The organism is Roseburia sp. 1XD42-69, from assembly GCF_003612565.1.
Classification (GTDB): Bacteria; Bacillota; Clostridia; order Lachnospirales; family Lachnospiraceae; genus Roseburia_B.
Genome location: NZ_RAZG01000003.1, coordinates 116593 through 133776 on the forward strand (window position 1 = coordinate 116593; position 17184 = coordinate 133776).

The 17184-nt window shown below is 45.9% G+C and carries 17 protein-coding genes; all 17 read left to right on the plus strand.

The genetic code is table 11. The annotated features are described in order from the left end of the window. The 17 genes from D7Y06_RS02695 (at position 1) to D7Y06_RS02775 (ending at position 17177) form a co-directional block, all read left to right on the plus strand. Positions 1-534 carry a DUF5662 family protein gene (locus D7Y06_RS02695; protein WP_120406295.1) on the plus strand — a complete coding sequence of 178 codons (534 nt, stop codon included), beginning with the start codon at positions 1-3 and terminating at the stop codon, positions 532-534. Positions 535-555: 21 nt separating this feature from the next. Continuing rightward, complete coding sequence (gene trpS / locus D7Y06_RS02700) at positions 556-1563, plus strand: tryptophan--tRNA ligase (protein WP_120406296.1); 1008 nt, start codon at positions 556-558, stop codon at positions 1561-1563. Positions 1564-1688: 125 nt separating this feature from the next. Beyond that, complete coding sequence (sigK, locus tag D7Y06_RS02705) at positions 1689-2315, plus strand: RNA polymerase sporulation sigma factor SigK (protein ID WP_120406297.1); 627 nt, start codon at positions 1689-1691, stop codon at positions 2313-2315. Positions 2316-2444: 129 nt separating this feature from the next. Beyond that, on the plus strand, positions 2445-3968 hold the full coding sequence (locus tag D7Y06_RS02710) for a YifB family Mg chelatase-like AAA ATPase (protein ID WP_120406298.1): 1524 nt from the start codon (positions 2445-2447) through the stop codon (positions 3966-3968). A 2-nt stretch (positions 3969-3970) separates the two neighbouring features. Beyond that, entirely contained in the window at positions 3971-5056 is a 1086-nt protein-coding gene (gene dprA / locus D7Y06_RS02715; protein ID WP_120406299.1) for a DNA-processing protein DprA, read from the plus strand. Between the two features lie 27 nt (positions 5057-5083). Next, positions 5084-7177, plus strand: coding sequence for a type I DNA topoisomerase (gene topA / locus D7Y06_RS02720; protein WP_120406300.1), 2094 nt, complete (start codon positions 5084-5086; stop codon positions 7175-7177). 119 nt (positions 7178-7296) lie between these two features. Then, entirely contained in the window at positions 7297-8079 is a 783-nt protein-coding gene (gene codY / locus D7Y06_RS02725; RefSeq protein WP_120406301.1) for a GTP-sensing pleiotropic transcriptional regulator CodY, read from the plus strand. A gap of 222 nt (positions 8080-8301) precedes the next feature. After that, complete coding sequence (gene flgB, locus D7Y06_RS02730; RefSeq protein ID WP_120406302.1) at positions 8302-8691, plus strand: flagellar basal body rod protein FlgB; 390 nt, start codon at positions 8302-8304, stop codon at positions 8689-8691. 30 nt (positions 8692-8721) lie between these two features. Next, positions 8722-9165, plus strand: coding sequence for a flagellar basal body rod protein FlgC (gene flgC, locus D7Y06_RS02735; RefSeq protein WP_120406303.1), 444 nt, complete (start codon positions 8722-8724; stop codon positions 9163-9165). 24 nt (positions 9166-9189) lie between these two features. After that, complete coding sequence (fliE, locus tag D7Y06_RS02740; protein WP_120406304.1) at positions 9190-9507, plus strand: flagellar hook-basal body complex protein FliE; 318 nt, start codon at positions 9190-9192, stop codon at positions 9505-9507. Between the two features lie 16 nt (positions 9508-9523). Then, complete coding sequence (locus D7Y06_RS02745; RefSeq protein ID WP_120406305.1) at positions 9524-11128, plus strand: flagellar M-ring protein FliF C-terminal domain-containing protein; 1605 nt, start codon at positions 9524-9526, stop codon at positions 11126-11128. A 4-nt stretch (positions 11129-11132) separates the two neighbouring features. After that, positions 11133-12143 carry a flagellar motor switch protein FliG gene (fliG, locus tag D7Y06_RS02750; protein WP_120406306.1) on the plus strand — a complete coding sequence of 337 codons (1011 nt, stop codon included), beginning with the start codon at positions 11133-11135 and terminating at the stop codon, positions 12141-12143. Beyond that, positions 12136-12942 (plus strand): FliH/SctL family protein, encoded by an 807-nt coding sequence (locus D7Y06_RS02755; RefSeq protein WP_243119045.1) that lies wholly within the window; start codon positions 12136-12138, stop codon positions 12940-12942. Before fliG ends, D7Y06_RS02755 begins: the two co-directional genes overlap by 8 nt. 2 nt (positions 12943-12944) lie before the next feature. Further along, positions 12945-14264 (plus strand): flagellar protein export ATPase FliI, encoded by a 1320-nt coding sequence (gene fliI / locus D7Y06_RS02760; protein ID WP_120406307.1) that lies wholly within the window; start codon positions 12945-12947, stop codon positions 14262-14264. A gap of 3 nt (positions 14265-14267) precedes the next feature. Next, a complete protein-coding gene (gene fliJ / locus D7Y06_RS02765) occupies positions 14268-14720 on the plus strand; it encodes a flagellar export protein FliJ (protein WP_120406308.1) in 453 nt (150 codons plus the stop codon). A 37-nt stretch (positions 14721-14757) separates the two neighbouring features. Continuing rightward, complete coding sequence (locus tag D7Y06_RS02770; RefSeq protein ID WP_243119046.1) at positions 14758-15681, plus strand: MotE family protein; 924 nt, start codon at positions 14758-14760, stop codon at positions 15679-15681. 23 nt (positions 15682-15704) lie between these two features. Further along, positions 15705-17177, plus strand: coding sequence for a flagellar hook-length control protein FliK (locus D7Y06_RS02775; RefSeq protein WP_120406309.1), 1473 nt, complete (start codon positions 15705-15707; stop codon positions 17175-17177). Positions 17178-17184: the final 7 nt, after the last annotated feature.

Sequence of the window (17184 nt, forward strand, 5' to 3'; positions counted from 1 at the left end):
ATGAAGGCATGGAAACATTTAAAAACAATTCTGCACCACAAAGCCCTGGTGAGAGCAGGCTGCTTTAAAGTGGGGCTTTACCGCCAGGGGCTGTTCCACGATATGTCCAAATATTCCCCCACAGAGTTTTTCGTGGGGTGCAGGTATTTTCAGGGGGATAAAAGCCCCAACAATGCGGAGCGGGCCAAGAAAGGCTACTCTGCCGCCTGGCTGCACCACAAGGGAAGGAACAAGCATCACCTGGAATATTGGATTGACTATTCTGTGGATAAAGATATTATGACAGGCATGAAAATGCCGGTGAATTATGTGGTGGAGATGTTTATTGACCGCATGTCGGCCAGTAAGAATTATCAGAAAGAAAAATATACGGATAGAAGCCCTCTGGAATATTTTGAAAGAGGCAGGGGCCATTATATGATGCACCCGGAGACGGAGGCCCTTTTGGAAAAGCTTTTGGTGATGCTGGCGGAAAAAGGGGAAGATGAGACGTTTCGTTATATCCGCCAGGAAGTGCTGAAAAATAAAAAATGATTTAAGAAAAGAGGAAGAGACATGCTGGGAGACAAGAAAATATTATACAGCGGAATGCAGGCCACAGGAACCCTGACTTTGGGGAATTATCTGGGGGCATTAAAAAATTGGGTAAGCCTGAATGAGGAATATGAGTGTTTATATGGAGTGATGGACCTCCACTCCCTTACCGTAAGGCAGGAGCCGGCGGAATTCCGGAAAAACGCCAGGTCTTTATACGCCCTCTATGTGGCGGCGGGCCTTGACCCGGAAAAAAACTGCATCTATTTTCAGTCCCATGTCTCCGGCCACGCAGAGCTGAGCTGGATTTTAGGCTGCTTTACTTACATGGGGGAATTAAACCGCATGACACAGTTTAAAGACAAGGCCTCCAAACATGCGGACAATATTAACGCAGGGCTGTATACTTACCCGGTGCTGATGGCGGCGGATATTCTTTTGTACCAGTCCGACGTGGTGCCTGTGGGGGTGGACCAAAAACAGCATCTGGAAATTACCCGGGATATCGCCCAGAGGTTTAACGCCATTTACGGGGATGTGTTTACCGTTCCCCAGGCATATATTCCCAAAACCGGGGCAAAAATCATGAGCCTTCAGGAGCCGGAAAAGAAAATGTCAAAATCAGACGAAAATGCCAATGCAACCATTTATCTCTTGGATGACAAAGACGTCATTATCCGGAAATTCAAGCGGGCAGTGACGGATTCCGGCAGCGAAGTGCGTTACGCACCCCAGGAAAAGCCCGGTGTCAGCAATCTCATGGAAATCTACAGTTGTGTCACAGGGAAAGGCCATGGAGAAATCGAAAAAGACTTTGCAGGAAAGGGATACGGAGACTTTAAGATGGCGGCGGGGGAGGCAGTGGCGGAATGCCTTGCCCCCCTGCAGGAGAAGTACAAAGAGCTTATGGCAGACAAAGCTTATATCGATTCTATGATTAAAAATAACGATGAAAAGGCCCAGTATTATGCCAATAAGACTTTGCGGAAAGTCCAGAAAAAAGTGGGGCTCACAGAAAAAATCCGTTAAAAAGGGAAGAAAAAAGCCTGCCCCAGAGCTGTTTAAAAATAGGATATGCCAAGATTTCATAGGAAAAGCACCAACAACATGGCCGAAACATAGGATATATCAAGTAAGTTTTTTAAGGTGCTGGCTTGAAAACTTTTTTATCTCCTCTTACTGCAAAAGAGGAACAGGCGTATTTTAAGCGTTGGAAGGAGGGAGACTTAGAGGCAAAACATGCATTAATCGAGCATAACATGCGGCTGGTGGCGCATATCTGCAGGAAGTATCAGAATATGGAGGAGGATATGGAAGATTTAATTTCCATAGGAACCATAGGTCTGATCAAGGGTGTGTCCACTTTCCAGGAGGGCTACGGCAGCAAACTGGCTACTTATGCGGCGAGGTGCATTGAAAATGAACTGCTTATGTATTTTCGTTCCAAAAAGAAAGTGTCCAGGGAGATTTCCCTCTATGAGCCTATTGGCACAGATAAAGAGGGAAACCAGATTCAGCTAATGGATGTGGTGGAATCCCAGGATAAGGACATTGTGGAACAATTGGAGCTGAAACGGAAAATTAAAAAACTTTATGAGTTAATGCCCCAGGTATTAAATGAACGGGAAAAGAAGATTCTTTCTATGCGCTATGGACTGGAGGGGAAAAAACCTGTCACCCAGCGGGAGATTGCGGGACAGATGAAAATATCCCGCTCCTATGTCTCCAGGATAGAAAAGAGCGCACTGGAAAAATTAAGGCTAAGTTTTATAGAAGGGTAAGCCGAAATAAAACGGATAAAAAATCATATTGGAAAAAGATGGGAATTGTGGTATACTAATCCCATCTTTTTTATGTGTGTCTCTCGGCAGTTCGCCGGCATAATCCTTTTTACCAGAAAGGAATTGAATATGTACAGTATCGTAAAAACAGCCATTGTCCGGGGAATGGACAGCGTCTTTGTGGGTGTGGAGGCTGATGTGAGCGAGGGCCTTCCTGTTTTTGAGATGGTGGGCTTTCTGTCCTCCGAGGTAAAGGAGGCAAAGGAGAGGGTGAGAACTGCCCTGAGAAACTCCGGGTACAGGCTTCCCGTAAAGAGAATTACCATAAATTTGTCCCCGGCAGGGGTGCGGAAAACGGGTTCCGGCTTTGATCTGCCTATTGCCATTGCGGTTTTAGCCGCCCTGGGGGAAGTTCCCCAGGAAAATTTAAGAGATAGCCTGGTTTTGGGGGAAATCGGCCTTCAGGGGAATGTAAGCCCCATCCGGGGCGTGCTGCCCATTGTGGCAAGCGCTGCGGGGGAGGGCATAAAGAGATGCATCATTCCCCTGGAAAATATAGAGGAGGCAAAATTAATCCCTGGCATGGAGATTTGGGGAATTTCCCATATCAGCCAGGGGGTGGATTACCTTAAGGGCAGGAAATATAAAGAAACCCGGCAGGGGAAAAAAGAGCGGGAAAAACCCAGGGTATGCCCCTTGGATTTCGCGGAAATTAACGGGCAGAAAAGTGCAAAACGCGCCTGTGAGGCGGCGGTGGCGGGGATGCATAATATGCTTATGATAGGCCCTCCCGGCAGCGGAAAGACTATGCTTGCAAAAAGGATTCCGGGAATTTTGCCTCCTATGACTGAAAAAGAGCAGTTGGAACTCTCCAAAATATACAGTGTCTGCGGTTTGCTGCCAAAGGAGGGCGGACTTATCAGGGAGCGCCCTTTCAGAAGCCCACACCACACTGTAAGCCCGGCAGGGCTCACCGGGGGAGGGGGAATCCCAAAGCCTGGCGAGATAAGCCTTGCCCACAGAGGGGTGCTGTTTTTAGACGAACTGCCGGAGTTTAAAAAGACTACCCTGGAGATATTGCGGCAGCCTATGGAGGAGCGGCAGATACAGCTGGTGCGCCAGTGGGGAAATTTCTGTTACCCTGCGGATTTTATGCTGGTGGCCGCCATGAACCCCTGCAAATGCGGCTATTATCCCGACAGGAACCGCTGCAGCTGCACAGAGGAGTCCATCCGGCGGTATTTAAATAGAATCAGCATGCCTCTTTTAGACAGAATTGATATCTGTGTGGAAACGTTCCAGATTCCCTACGAGGATTTGGTGTCATGTGGGGAAAATGAACCCTCGGAAAAAATCAGGGATCGGATAAGGGCTGCATGGGAGAGACAGAAAACAAGATTTCAGGGCACAGATATCTGCTATAACAGCCGGATTCCTGCCGGGGACATAGAAAAATACTGTAACCTTAGGGAAGAGCAGAAAAAATATATGGAAAAAATCTACGCTTCCCTGAATTTATCCGCCAGGGGATACCATAAAATTTTAAAAACGGCACGGACCATTGCGGATTTGGAAAACAGTGAAGAAATTCTCCAGAGGCATTTAAATGAGGCAGTTTGTTACCGTGGATTGGACAAAAAATATTGGGGGTAAATATGGAAGAAGAATTAAAATACAGATACTGGATAAAATCTGTTCCCGGAATTGGGAATAAAAAACAGAAAAAGTTAGTAGAATATTGTGGCAGTGCAAAAGAAGTGTACCGTCTGACGGAAAAACAGCTTTTATCGGTTCAGGGCATCGGGAAAAGAGATGCGGCACAGATTATAGACAGCAAAAAAAACTGGATTCTGGAAAAGGAAGCAGAACTTTTGACAAAAAAGGGAATTCGCATGGTTTCCATGGAGGAGGAGAGTTTTCCGGAAAAACTTTTAAATATTCCCGGCGGCCCTTACGCCATTTTTTACAAGGGAAATCTCCCGGAACCAAAAAAGACTGGGGCCATCGTAGGGGCGAGAAGCTGTTCCGCCTACGGCAAAACCATGGCTTTAAATCTGGGACAATGCCTTGCCGGGGAAGGGATTCAGGTGGTAAGCGGCATGGCGGCAGGGATAGATTCCTTCGGTCACTGGGGAGCCATCAAGGGCGGGGGAAAAACATTTGCGGTACTTGGCTGCGGGGTGGACGTGTGTTATCCCAGAGGAGCCCTGGAACTCTACGAAAGGATTTTGGAAAAAGGCGGAATTATCTCGGAATACCTTCCCGGCACAGTGCCTGCTCCCGGGCGCTTTCCCATGAGAAACCGGTTAATCAGCGCTTTTTCCGACTTTGTGGTGGTGGTGGAGGCAAAAGAGAAAAGCGGCTCTTTAATTACCGCAGAATTTGCCTTAGAGCAGGGGAGAGATATTTACGCTGTTCCGGGCAGACTTGACGATATGTTAAGCAGAGGGTGCAACCGGCTAATTTCTGAGGGCGCAGGAATTATTTTATCACCGGAAGAATTTCTTTTGGACCTGGGATTTTCTGGGGGTTCGGGGAAAACGGGGAGCCAAAATGAAAAAATGGTACTTGAAAAAGAAGAATTGTTGGTGTATAGTTGCTTTGGTTTACATGCAAAAACAATAGAGGAGTTAGTTTTGCATACCGGGCTTAGTGCAGGCGTTGTTGCGGACCTGTTGGTAAAGCTTATGATGAAAGGTATAGTTGAGGAAGAATTTAAAAACCGTTACAGAAAAGTATAGAAAAGAGATAAAGGAGTGTATGGTACAATGGCGAAATACCTTGTTATCGTGGAATCACCTGCAAAAGTAAAGACAATACAGAAATTTTTAGGGAAAAATTATGAAGTGGCAGCTTCCAACGGACATGTGAGGGATTTCCCAAAGAGCCAGTGGGGAATCGATGTGGAGCATGACTTCGAGCCAAAATATATTACAATCCGGGGAAAAGGGGATATTCTTGCCAAGCTTAGAAAAGAAGTAAAAAAAGCGGACAAAGTGTATCTGGCAACTGACCCTGACCGGGAGGGGGAGGCCATTTCCTGGCATCTCACCAAAGCATTAAAGCTGGAGGATAAAAAGGTTTATCGCATAACTTTTAATGAAATCACAAAAAATGCAGTGAAATCTTCCCTAAAAGAACCCCGGGAAGTGGACATGGATTTAGTGGATGCCCAGCAGGCAAGGCGGATGTTGGACAGAATGGTTGGATATAAAATAAGCCCCCTTTTGTGGGTAAAAGTGAAGCGCGGCTTAAGTGCAGGAAGAGTGCAGTCTGTGGCACTGCGCATTATCTGTGACAGGGAGGAGGAGATTAACGCCTTCATCCCCCAGGAGTACTGGACATTGGATGCCAAATTAAATATCCATGGGGAAAAACGTCCCCTCATTGCAAAATTCCACGGAACCAAAGAGGGAAAATTGACCATCGGTTCCAAAGAAGAAGTGGAAAAAATAAAAAAAGAAGTGGAAAAAACAGATTTTTTTGTGGAGGAAGTGAAAAAGGGAGAGCGCACCAAGAAAGCCCCTCTGCCCTTTACTACCAGTACTTTACAGCAGGAAGCCTCCAAGGTGTTAAATTTTTCCATTCAAAAAACTATGCGTATTGCACAGCAGCTGTATGAAGGAGTGGATATAAAAGGCCAGGGAACCGTGGGAATCATTACCTATTTAAGGACAGATTCCGTGCGTATCTCCGAGGAGGCCGACAAAACGGCAAGAGAATATATCGCAGAGGCATATGGCGATAAGTATGTGGCGAAAGATACTTCCGCTGCAAAAAAGAATCCGGCCAAGATACAGGATGCCCATGAGGCCATCCGTCCCTCTGACATTACCCGCACCCCTGTGATGGTAAAGGAGTCTTTATCCAGGGATCAGTTCAGGCTGTATCAGCTTATCTGGAAGCGCTTTGCGGCAAGCCGTATGAATCCTGCGGTATACGAGACAATCTCCGTAAAAATCGGGGCAGGGCTTTACCGCTTTACATCCTCCGCTTCCAAAGTGGTATTTGACGGTTTTATGTCCGTCTACACAAATGATGAGGATGAAAAGCCGGAAAACAATACCATGCTGAAAGACATAGACAAAGATACATCCTTACAACTTGGGGAATTTGATGAAAAACAACATTTTACCCAGCCGCCTGCCCATTACACGGAGGCTTCCCTGGTGAAAGCCCTGGAGGAACTTGGAATCGGACGTCCAAGTACATATTCCCCCACCATCACCACACTCCTGGGGCGCCGTTACGTGGTAAAAGAAAATAAAAACCTCTACATTACAGAGCTGGGGGAAGTGGTAAACTCCATTATGAAAGAGTCTTTCCCCACCATTGTGGATGAGCATTTTACCGCAAATATGGAATCCCTTTTAGATAAAGTGGAGGAGGGGTCTGTCAACTGGAAAACAGTGGTGAGCAATTTTTATCCCGACTTGGAGGAAGCGGTAAACACAGCGGAACAGGAACTGGAAAAAATCCAAATCGAAGATGAGGTCACGGATGTTATCTGTGAGGAGTGCGGCAGGAACATGGTGGTAAAATACGGCCCCCACGGCAAATTTCTGGCATGTCCGGGATTCCCTGACTGCAGAAACACAAAACCTTATCTGGAAAAAATCGGTGTAAACTGCCCCTTATGCGGCAGGGAAGTGGTGTTAAAAAAGACAAAAAAAGGCAGAAAATATTACGGCTGTGAAAATAATCCGGAGTGCGAATTTATGTCCTGGCAGAAGCCTTCCACAAAAAAATGCCCGAAATGCGGAGGGTATATGGTGGAAAAAGGAAACAAGCTTGCCTGTGCCAATGAACAGTGCGGACACAGCGAAAATAAGCCGTCGAAGGAGGAAGCGGAAGAGTCCTAGGCGGGATAAGTCTGCGCCTTTTTTTGAAAAGGAAAACGGGAATCTTGAATTTTCTAAATGAATATGCTAGAATAAGATTTGGTTACAGAAATTTCGGAGTATTCATGAGGAGGTAACTTATGAGCGTGCAGTTGTTGGATAAAACCAGGAAGATTAATAAGCTTCTCCATAATAACAGCTCGTCCAAAGTGGTATTTAATGATATCTGCGATGTTCTCACGGAAATTTTAAAATCCAATATTCTTGTAATCAGCAAAAAAGGAAAAGTCCTTGGATGCAGCAGCGGATACGGAATCGATGAGATTCATGAGTTGATTGTGGAGGAAGTGGGTGGATTTATTGACCCTCAGTTAAACGAACGTCTTTTGGGAATTCTCTCCACAAAAGAAAATGTAAATCTGGAGACTTTGGGCTTTGAAAGAGACGCAAAAAGGTATAGTGCAATTATTACGCCTATTGATATCGCAGGGGAACGCCTTGGGACTTTATTTGTGTACCGGTGTGATTCCCAGTATGACATAGACGATATTATTTTAAGCGAGTATGGTACTACCGTGGTAGGGCTTGAGATGATGCGATCCGTAAACGAGGAGAGCGCAGAGGAAAGCCGTAAGATTCAGATCGTAAAATCCGCCATCAACACACTGTCCTTTTCTGAATTGGAAGCCATCACCCATATCTTTGATGAGTTAGAGGGCAACGAGGGGATTTTAGTGGCAAGCAAAATTGCGGACCGGGTGGGAATTACCAGGTCTGTTATTGTCAATGCCTTAAGAAAATTTGAAAGCGCCGGGGTAATTGAATCACGTTCCTCAGGAATGAAAGGGACATATATAAAAGTAATCAATGATGTTGTTTTTGACGAACTCTCAAAAATTAAAAAACAAAACGATAAGCATTAGGGACATAAGAATAAAAGGTTTATAGGAAAAAAGTCTATGAACCTTTTTGATTTTTAGGAAAATTTTGACGAAAAAGGAAGAAATTTGGTCATATCTTGTGTTGAATTAGGAAAAAAATACAAGATAATGTAAAAAATCAAAAAAAAACCTTGTGTTTTTCGTAATATAATTTATAATATAATAAGGTTATATTAGTAGTTCTATGCAGAAAGGAGAATCAACATGTTTTCATCCAATGTATTTAATTATATCAATGTCTTGGACAAAGCGGCAGATGCCAGCTGGCTTCGCACCCAGACGCTGGCCCATAACCTTTCCAATGTAGACACGCCATATTACAAGAGAAAGGACGTGGATTTTCAGAGCGTTTTGAAGCAGGAGCTGGGGAATATGAAATATACCACATTGGACAGCAAGATTGACCATGCAGATTTGAGTCATCTGGAAGTGTCTACCTATGTAGATTCTGCCAATTATTCCTATCGGGAAGACCACAATAATGTGGATGTGGATACGGAAAATGTGGAACTGGCATCCGAAGCCATTCGGTATAATGCTTTGACGGACAGTATGACGCGGGAATTTTCCAGTATACGGTCAGTTATAAAATAGGATTGACATCATAAACAGGAGGAGAGGATTATGGGATTATTTCAGGCCTTTGATATCTGTGCGTCAGGAATGACGGCTCAGCGGTTCCGAACAGATATCATTGCGGAAAATGTGGCCAATGTGAATACCACAAGGACAGAGGACGGCACGCCTTACAGAAGAAAAATGGTAACCTTTGCAGAGCGGGACAAAGATACTTTCTATACGCTCTTTACCAACAAGACACGCCAGTACGGCGGCAACGGGGTGAAAGTTGCAAAGATATTAGACGATGAAGAGACAGACTACATCATGAAGTATGATCCTTCCCATCCGGATGCAGATGAGAATGGATATGTATCTTATCCAAATGTGAACATTGTACAGGAGATGACAGATTTAATTGATGCCAGCAGGGGCTACGAGGCAAATGTCACGGCTTTTAATTCGGTGAAGTCTATGGCGCAGTCCGGTCTGCAGGTTGGCAAATCATAACAGAAGGAATAGGAGGATAACGGGATGGATATTTCTGCTTTGACAAATGTATCTTCGGATTACGTGGCAAAACAGTATGAGGCCAGTAAATTAACCCCTTTTGCGGAAGAGAACAAAGATTTTTCTTCTGTGCTGGGGGCAGCTATGAATATGATTAACGAAACAAATGATTACCAGAATGCGGCGGAATCCGCCCGGATTCAGTTTGCCCTGGGGGAATCCACCAGCACGCATGATCTGGCGGTGGCACAGGAGAAAGCAGGTATTGCGCTTTCCTATACAGTTGCAGTGCGGGACAAGGTATTGGATGCTTATAAAGAAATTATGAATATGTCAATATAGTGGGTAGGTAGATAGTATGCCAGAGAATGTGCAGAATGTGTTAAATAAAGGAAAAGATTGGTGGACGAAGTTTTCCACGAAACAAAAGACCCTGATTATCAGTATTACGGCAGCCCTTATGATTGCCCTTGTAATACTGGCAGTGGTTATGAACCAGCCGAAGATGGTGATTCTGGCGGAATGTGAAAATACGAAACAGGCATCGGAAGTGAAAAATCTTTTGGATGGGGAAGGTATTAAATTCAAACTTTCTTCCGACGGTTTGACTTTCCAGGTGAAAGAAAAAGATGAGGCAAACGCCTCCATCCTTTTGGGGTCCAATGAAATCCCCACCACAGGCTACAGTCTGGACAAAGTTTTTGACGGCAGTTTCAGCACAACGGAGTCTGACAAGAAGAAAAAATACCAGCTCTATCTGGAGGACAAGTTTAAGAGCCAGCTGGAAACCATTTCCAGTGTGGAGGAGGCGTCGGTTTCCCTCTCCATCCCGGAGGAGGACGGAACCATTATCTCCATGAACCAGGAGACATACGCCAGCGTTATTTTGACTTTGAACAATGAGATGGATGATGAGCAGGCTGTGGGAATTGCAAAATTTATCGCCACAGAGGTGGGGAATGATTCCACGGACAATATTTTAATTATTGACGGCAGCGGAAACGTGCTTTTCTCCGGGGGGGATACCAATTCCACCGTGGGCAATGCCAACTCTCAGCTCTCTGTAAAGAACAAGGCGGAGAACATGGTAAAAGGCCAGGTGAAAAGCGTTGTCCTTGGAACAGAGGTATATGACAACGTGGAAGTGGGCTTGAACCTGAATATGAATTTTGATACAGAGGAGTACATGAGCCACCGCTATTCCGTGGAGGAAGGCCAGGAACAGGGGTATTTGGACAGCGAATCTGTTTTTGAATCAGAAGCCACAGGAGGCGAGGCGGGAGTGCCGGGCACCACGGCCAATGATGACCCTACATATGTAATGCCAGACGGCGAGACTACTTCCTCCTCCGTTTCGGAGCGGAAGAGCAAATATCTTCCTAACGAGGAAATTACAAAGAGAAACAGTGAGGGTTCCAGTGTGGATTACGCCAATTCTTCTATTTCCGTAGTGGCGACTTCCTATGTGGTGTATGACGAAAGGGCGTTAAAGGCTGACGGTACACTGGACAATATGACTTTTGACGAGTTTGTGGCACAAAACAGCGACAGGGTAAAGACCACGGTTGACCAGGATTTTTACAATGCGGTGGCAAATGCAACGGGAATTCCGGCGGAAAATATTACATTTATCGCCTATGATGTGCCATTTTTCAAATATGCATCCCCAGGTGGAAGGGAGCTTGCAGATTACCTTCAGATTGTTTTGGCTGTGCTGATTTTTGGCCTTCTTGGCTTTGTAGTGTTTAAAAGCACAAGGAAACAGCAGGAGGAAGTTATGGAGCCGGAGCTTTCTGTGGAGAGTTTGTTAGAGACTACCAAAGAGGCGGCGCAGGACAGCCTGGAAGATATTGGGTTTAGCGAGAAATCTGAGACTCGTATATTGATTGAAAAATTTGTGGAAGAAAATCCAGAAGCAGCAGCTACCTTATTGCGTAACTGGCTGAATGAGGAGTGGGAGTAGTGTTATGGCAGACAAAGAAGATTTTAGCGGTGTTCAGAAGGCGGCTATCTTATTAATTGCCCTGGGGCCGGAGAGGTCCGCAGATATTTTTAAACATTTAAAAGAAGATGAGATTGAGGAACTCACTCTGGAGATTGCAAATACCAGAAGCGTGTCCCCTCAGGTGAAGGACGCTGTACTGGAAGAGTTTTACCAGGTCTGCCTGGCACAGCAGTATATCGCAGAGGGCGGTATCGGCTACGCTAAGGAGCTTTTGGATAAGGCTCTCGGAAACGAGAAAGCCCAGGAGGTTATCTCCAAGCTCACCGCTTCCCTGCAGGTTCGTCCTTTTGAGTTTGTGCGAAAGACCGATCCAAGCCAGGTTTTAAACTTTATACAGGATGAGCATCCACAGACAATAGCTATGATTTTGTCTTATCTCACACCGGCCCAGGCGGCTATGATTGTGGGAGCCCTGGCTCCGGAGACCCAGGCGGATGTGGCTAAGAGGATTGCAACTATGGACCGTACATCCCCGGATGTGATTAAAGAGGTGGAGCGCGTATTGGAGAGAAAACTATCTTCCCTTATCAACCAGGATTACACTATCGTGGGCGGTGTGGACGCTATCGTAAACATTTTGAATACTGTAGACCGTTCCACAGAAAAACATATTATGGAATCTCTGGAAATCGAAGAACCGGAATTGGCAGACGAAATCCGCAAGAAGATGTTCGTATTCGAAGATATTCTGCTGCTTGACGACCGTGCCATCCAGCGTGTTCTCCGTGACGTGGACAACAATGACTTGTCCATCGCATTGAAGGGATCCAATGAGGAAGTTCAGAACGCAATCTTTAAGAACCTTTCCAAGCGTCTTGCCGCAATGATTAAGGAGGACATGGAGTTTATGGGACCTGTCCGTATGAAAGACGTGGAGGAGGCACAGCAGAAGATTGTAGGTGTTATCCGTAAATTAGAGGATTCTGCAGAGATTGTAATCTCCAGAGGCGGAGGTGACGAGATCGTTGTCTAATTTATTTAAGCAGTATAACGTTGTGGAGGAGCATTCGGACGTGCGGATGATGGACTACAACGCTATGGCACAGGAGAAGCTGAAAAAGCTGGCGGCAAAACAGAAAAGTGAATTTGCTCCCCTGGGAGGAGACGGATTTCAGAGCCTGGATTCCATCGTGCCCCAGGAGCCTGTGAAAACTCCTGAAGAGGTATTGCAGGAGGCAAAGGACGAGGCGGATAAGATTTTAAAGGATGCCAGAAAAAGGTCCGATGATATGTTAAACGAAGCCTACCGCCAGTCGGAGGAGATAAAGATTACGGCCAGGGAAGAGGGCCATGAGGAGGGCTATCGGGAAGGCAGCGAAGAGGCCCGCCGGGAACTGGAAGAGGAATACGGGAAAAAGCAGGCAGAACTTGAGGAGCACAAGTTATCCCTTCAGGCGGATTACAACCGGGAGATGAAGGAGCTGGAGCCCATGCTTTTAAACACCATTATAACCGTGGTGGAAAAAGTATTTCATATCCAGTTTTCCGATAAAAAAGATATTCTTCTCTATCTGGTGGAAAATGCAGTGATGAATATTGAGGGCTGCAAATCTTTCCGCATCCGGGTGGGGGAGGAACAGAGAGTCTTTTTGGAGAGGCGTAAGGAAGAGATTTTGGAACAGGTGGGCCATGACATAACCCTTGAGTTCCTGTCGGATTCCTCTTTCCAGGAGGATCAGTGTGTCATTGAGACAGATACAGGTATCTTTGACTGTGGGACAGGGGTACAGTTGGAAAATCTTGTGAGAGATATAAAAGCATTAATTTCGTGAGGATGAGCAGCGTGGCATATAATTTTGATAAATATTTACAATTAACAGAGCGCACCTATTTTAAGCGTATGGGGAAAGTTGTAAAAATTGTGGGGCTGACCATTGAGTCTGTGGGCCCGGATGCAAAGCTGAATGATTTGTGCCGCATTATAATAGACGAGGGAAAAAACCTTTCTGTAATGGCAGAGGTAGTGGGGTTTCGTGACAGCAGACTGCTGCTGATGCCTTTCGAAAGTGTGGAAGGCTTGGGCGTAGGATGTACTGTAGAAAATACGGGACATCCTTTGTCTGTTTCAGTGGGAGACGACCTTTTAGGCCATCTCTTAGACGGAATCGGAAGATTTGCGGACGGGGAGCTTTCAGGGGCAAAGATGGAATACCCGGTGGAAGCTTCCCCTCCGGACCCTATGGAGCGCCAGATTATCGACGAGGTGCTCCCTTTAGGGGTAAAGGCAGTGGACGGCCTGATAACCGTGGGCAAGGGACAGCGTATCGGCATTATGGCAGGCTCCGGTGTGGGAAAAAGTACCCTTATGGGAATGTTTGCCAGAAATACCAAAGCCGATATTAATGTGATAGCCCTGATTGGGGAGCGGGGCCGTGAGGTCCGGGAATTTATAGAGCGGGATTTGGGGGAAGAGGGAATGAAACGTTCCGTGGTGGTGGTAGCCACCTCCGACAAGCCTGCTTTAATCCGAAATAAGGCGGCGAAGACAGCCACCGCTATTGCAGAGTATTACAGGGACCAGGGAAAGGACGTACTTCTTATGATGGATTCCCTGACACGTTTTTCCATGGCTCAAAGAGAGATTGGCCTTGCCTCCGGTGAGCCTCCGGTCACCAGGGGATATCCTCCCAGCGTGTACTCGGAAATGCCGAAACTTTTAGAGCGGGCAGGCAATTCAGACAAGGGAAGCATCACAGGACTTTACACCGTTTTGGTGGACGGGGATGATATGAACGAACCTATAGCGGACACAGCCAGAAGTATCTTGGACGGCCATATCGTGCTTTCCAGAAGGCTGGGACATAAGAACCACTATCCCGCCATAGACGTGCTTCAAAGCATATCCCGAGTTATGAGCAGTATTGCAGAAAAAGAGCATAAAGCCGCTGCAGGCAGGCTTCGGAATGTGCTTGCCACATACAGCGAGGCGGAGGATTTGATTAATATCGGAGCTTACAAGAAAGGTTCCAATTCTGAAATTGATTTTGCAGTGTCGAAAATAGGGGCTGTGAATCAGTTTTTACAGCAGGATGTTATGGAAAAATTTGGATTTGAAGAAGAAGAGCAGATGTTGAGAGCATTGTTTGCGGAGTAAAAAATGGCAAAGTTTAAATACAAATTGCAGAGCGTTTTGGAAATTAAAGAAAAGCTGGAAAGCCAGGAAAAAATTGCATACGGCCTTGCAACGGCAAAAGTGCTGGAGGAGCAGGAAAAGCTTCACGGGCTGATGCTCCAGAAAGCAGAGTATGACAAGCGGGCCAGGGATTTGGTTAAGGGAGATATCGACCTTTTGGAAATAAAGTTCTGCAGAAATGCGGTGGATACCATGAAAGCCAGAATCCGAGGGCAGATGATAGAGCTGCACCGAGCCCAAAAACAGCAGGAACTCGCCAGACAAAGGTTAAATAATGTGATGATTGAGCGCAAGACCTATGAGAAACTCCGGGAAAAGAAAATGGATGAATTTAAGCAGGAACTGCTTTTGGAAGAGAAAAAAGAAATCGACGAGCTGGTAAGCTATACCTTTAACCAGGAGGAAGAACAGGTGTAGGCTTTGAGCCAATAAAGATGACAGGTGGTGTGAGTAAATGGCAGACGAAAAAAACGTAATGTCAGACGAAAATGGAAATGTAGATGCGAAAGCCGCAAAAAAAGCGGCCAAGGAAGCCAAGAAAGCAGAAAAACTGCAAAAAGAACAGGAGAAGCGCAGAAAAAAAATGGAAAAGGCCGGCATGGACCCGGAATCCATTAAAAGAGCCCTGGACAATCCCGATTACGAGGAGGAGAGCGGCGGCAGCCGTCTGGCAGTATTTTTTGTAACACTTGTGATTATTGCCGTTTGGCTTGCGATACTGGCTTTGCTGGTGAAAATGGATGTGGGAGGCTTTGGCTCTACCATGCTGAAACCTCTGTTAAAAGACGTCCCCTACATAAATAAGATTCTGCCGGAAACAGACGAGGTGACAGAATCCTCCACGGAGACCGTGAACACGGAATATCCCTATGCCACATTGGACGAGGCGGTTGCAAGGATTAAAGAACTGGAAACGCAGCTCCAGGAGGAAAAAAATGCTCTTTCCGCTAGCCAGGGACAGGTGGGGGATTTGCAGGAGCAGTCCAAACAGCTGGAGCAGTATAAAGCCAATGAGGCGGCTTTTGAACAGCGGAGGCAAAAATTCGATGAGGAGGTTGTGTTTTCCGACAAGGCGCCCGATATAAATGAATATAAGAATTATTACGAACAGATAGACCCGGCCAATGCGGAGGCAATTTACAAACGGGTGGTAGAGCAGTTGGAAAACGAGAAGAAAGTGGAAGATTACGTGAGTATGTATTCTTCTATGAAGCCGAAACAGGCGGCAGCTATCTTCGATACCATGACAAACGATTTGAAACTTGTGGCCAAGATTTTACAGGCCATGGATGTGGAAAGCAGTTCTAGTATTCTGGGAGCCATGAACACAGAGACAGCGGCTAAGCTGACGAAGCTCATGGAGCCTTCGAATAAATAACAAATAGGAAAGGAGGAAGGAATGTGGCAGATACCAATATTTCAGGCATTGCAAAAGTAGTACTGCAGGCCAGAGCTGATATGAAAGCCGCAAACCCGGGAAAAGACAAGGAAGGTGTAGATTTTTCAGCCAGTTTTATGGATATGATGAAAAATCAGGAAAACTTCCAAACCAGTGTGAGCTCTTCCAAAGCTTCCACGGAAAGTATTGCTCCGGTGTCTTCTAAGGACAATGCGAATGGTTATGATTCCTATACGGCAAAACCAAACAATGTCAGTGTAAAAGAAGAGATAACTCCGGAGAAAATCCAGGAAGAAGGGGCAGAGGAGTTAGAAGAATTTACAGAAAATGTTTTTGAGACGCTGGAGGAAGAATACCATGTGTCAAAAGAAGACATAGAAGCTGTTTTGGCCAGTCTTGGATTTACTGTGACAGATTTGATGGAGCCAAAGAACCTGATGGCCTTTGTCACAGAGCTTACCGGGGAAGATGTGGGAATGCTTTTCTTAAGCGAGAGTTTTCAGAATGTTATGCAGGAAATTTCCGTGTTGACAGAGGAGCTTGCACAAAGCCTTGGAATCACAAAAGAGCAGCTTGTGGCATTTACCCAGGCATTGAAAGAGGATATGCCAAAGGCGGAGTTAAACCAGGGGGGTACTGAAATTTCCCAGGAGGTTTTAACGGTGCCTAATGAGGAAAATCAGCCTGTGGATGAAAAAAATGTCCAGACCAATATGGCAGTCCAAAATACTGCCGGAGAAAAGCCTGTTGCCAATGAAGTGCAGCCTGTGGAGGAGGCAGAGGAAACAGAGGAAAGCCAGCCGGTGTTCCATACCCCGGAGACTGAGGGGGAAGAGGAGCAGGAAACTTTCCAGGATGGCAGAAATGAAAATTCCTTTGAACAGGGAAAAAGCAGCAAGACACAGCAGGATACGTCCCATGTACAGGGAACAAATATCCAGAATAACAAGGTGGAAGAATTTGCGGTTCCAAAGGATCCTGTTATTACCCCTTACACCAGCCAGGTAAATGTGGCAGACATTATCGAGCAGATTGCAAACCATGTAAAAATTAGTTTTTCCTTAGAGGGGACTACAATGGAAATGCAGCTCAACCCGGAAAATTTAGGTAAAATTTACCTGAATATTTCGGAAAAAGAAGGAGTCATCCGTGCTCAGCTTGCAGCCCAGAACGAAGTGGTGAAAGAAGCTTTAGAAACCCAGATGGTGGAACTTCGCCAGAACTTAAACCAACAGGGCATTAAAGTGGATGCCATTGAGGTTACTGTTGCCACCCACGAGTTTGAACAAAACTTAGATGGGCAGGCGAAACAGGAAGAGCAGGCAGGAGAACAGATGGAGCAAAACCAGAAAAAAGCAAGACGCAGCCTGAATCTAAACGACTTAGACGGATTGTCCGGATTGATGTCGGAGGAGGAAGAGCTAGTGGCAAAAATCATGCGGGACAACGGCAACCAGGTTGACCTTACCGTATAGGAAAGGA

Coding starts and splice junctions, on each gene's coding strand:
- codY (WP_120406301.1), top strand. CDS start 7,297: ATGAGCGTGCAGTTGTTGGATAAAACCAGGAAGATTAATAAGCTTCTC.
- dprA (WP_120406299.1), top strand. CDS start 3,971: ATGGAAGAAGAATTAAAATACAGATACTGGATAAAATCTGTTCCCGGA.
- trpS (WP_120406296.1), top strand. CDS start 556: ATGCTGGGAGACAAGAAAATATTATACAGCGGAATGCAGGCCACAGGA.
- topA (WP_120406300.1), top strand. CDS start 5,084: ATGGCGAAATACCTTGTTATCGTGGAATCACCTGCAAAAGTAAAGACA.
- fliE (WP_120406304.1), top strand. CDS start 9,190: ATGGATATTTCTGCTTTGACAAATGTATCTTCGGATTACGTGGCAAAA.
- fliI (WP_120406307.1), top strand. CDS start 12,945: ATGAGCAGCGTGGCATATAATTTTGATAAATATTTACAATTAACAGAG.
- D7Y06_RS02710 (WP_120406298.1), top strand. CDS start 2,445: ATGTACAGTATCGTAAAAACAGCCATTGTCCGGGGAATGGACAGCGTC.
- D7Y06_RS02745 (WP_120406305.1), top strand. CDS start 9,524: ATGCCAGAGAATGTGCAGAATGTGTTAAATAAAGGAAAAGATTGGTGG.
- flgC (WP_120406303.1), top strand. CDS start 8,722: ATGGGATTATTTCAGGCCTTTGATATCTGTGCGTCAGGAATGACGGCT.
- fliG (WP_120406306.1), top strand. CDS start 11,133: ATGGCAGACAAAGAAGATTTTAGCGGTGTTCAGAAGGCGGCTATCTTA.
- fliJ (WP_120406308.1), top strand. CDS start 14,268: ATGGCAAAGTTTAAATACAAATTGCAGAGCGTTTTGGAAATTAAAGAA.
- D7Y06_RS02770 (WP_243119046.1), top strand. CDS start 14,758: ATGGCAGACGAAAAAAACGTAATGTCAGACGAAAATGGAAATGTAGAT.
- flgB (WP_120406302.1), top strand. CDS start 8,302: ATGTTTTCATCCAATGTATTTAATTATATCAATGTCTTGGACAAAGCG.
- D7Y06_RS02695 (WP_120406295.1), top strand. CDS start 1: ATGAAGGCATGGAAACATTTAAAAACAATTCTGCACCACAAAGCCCTG.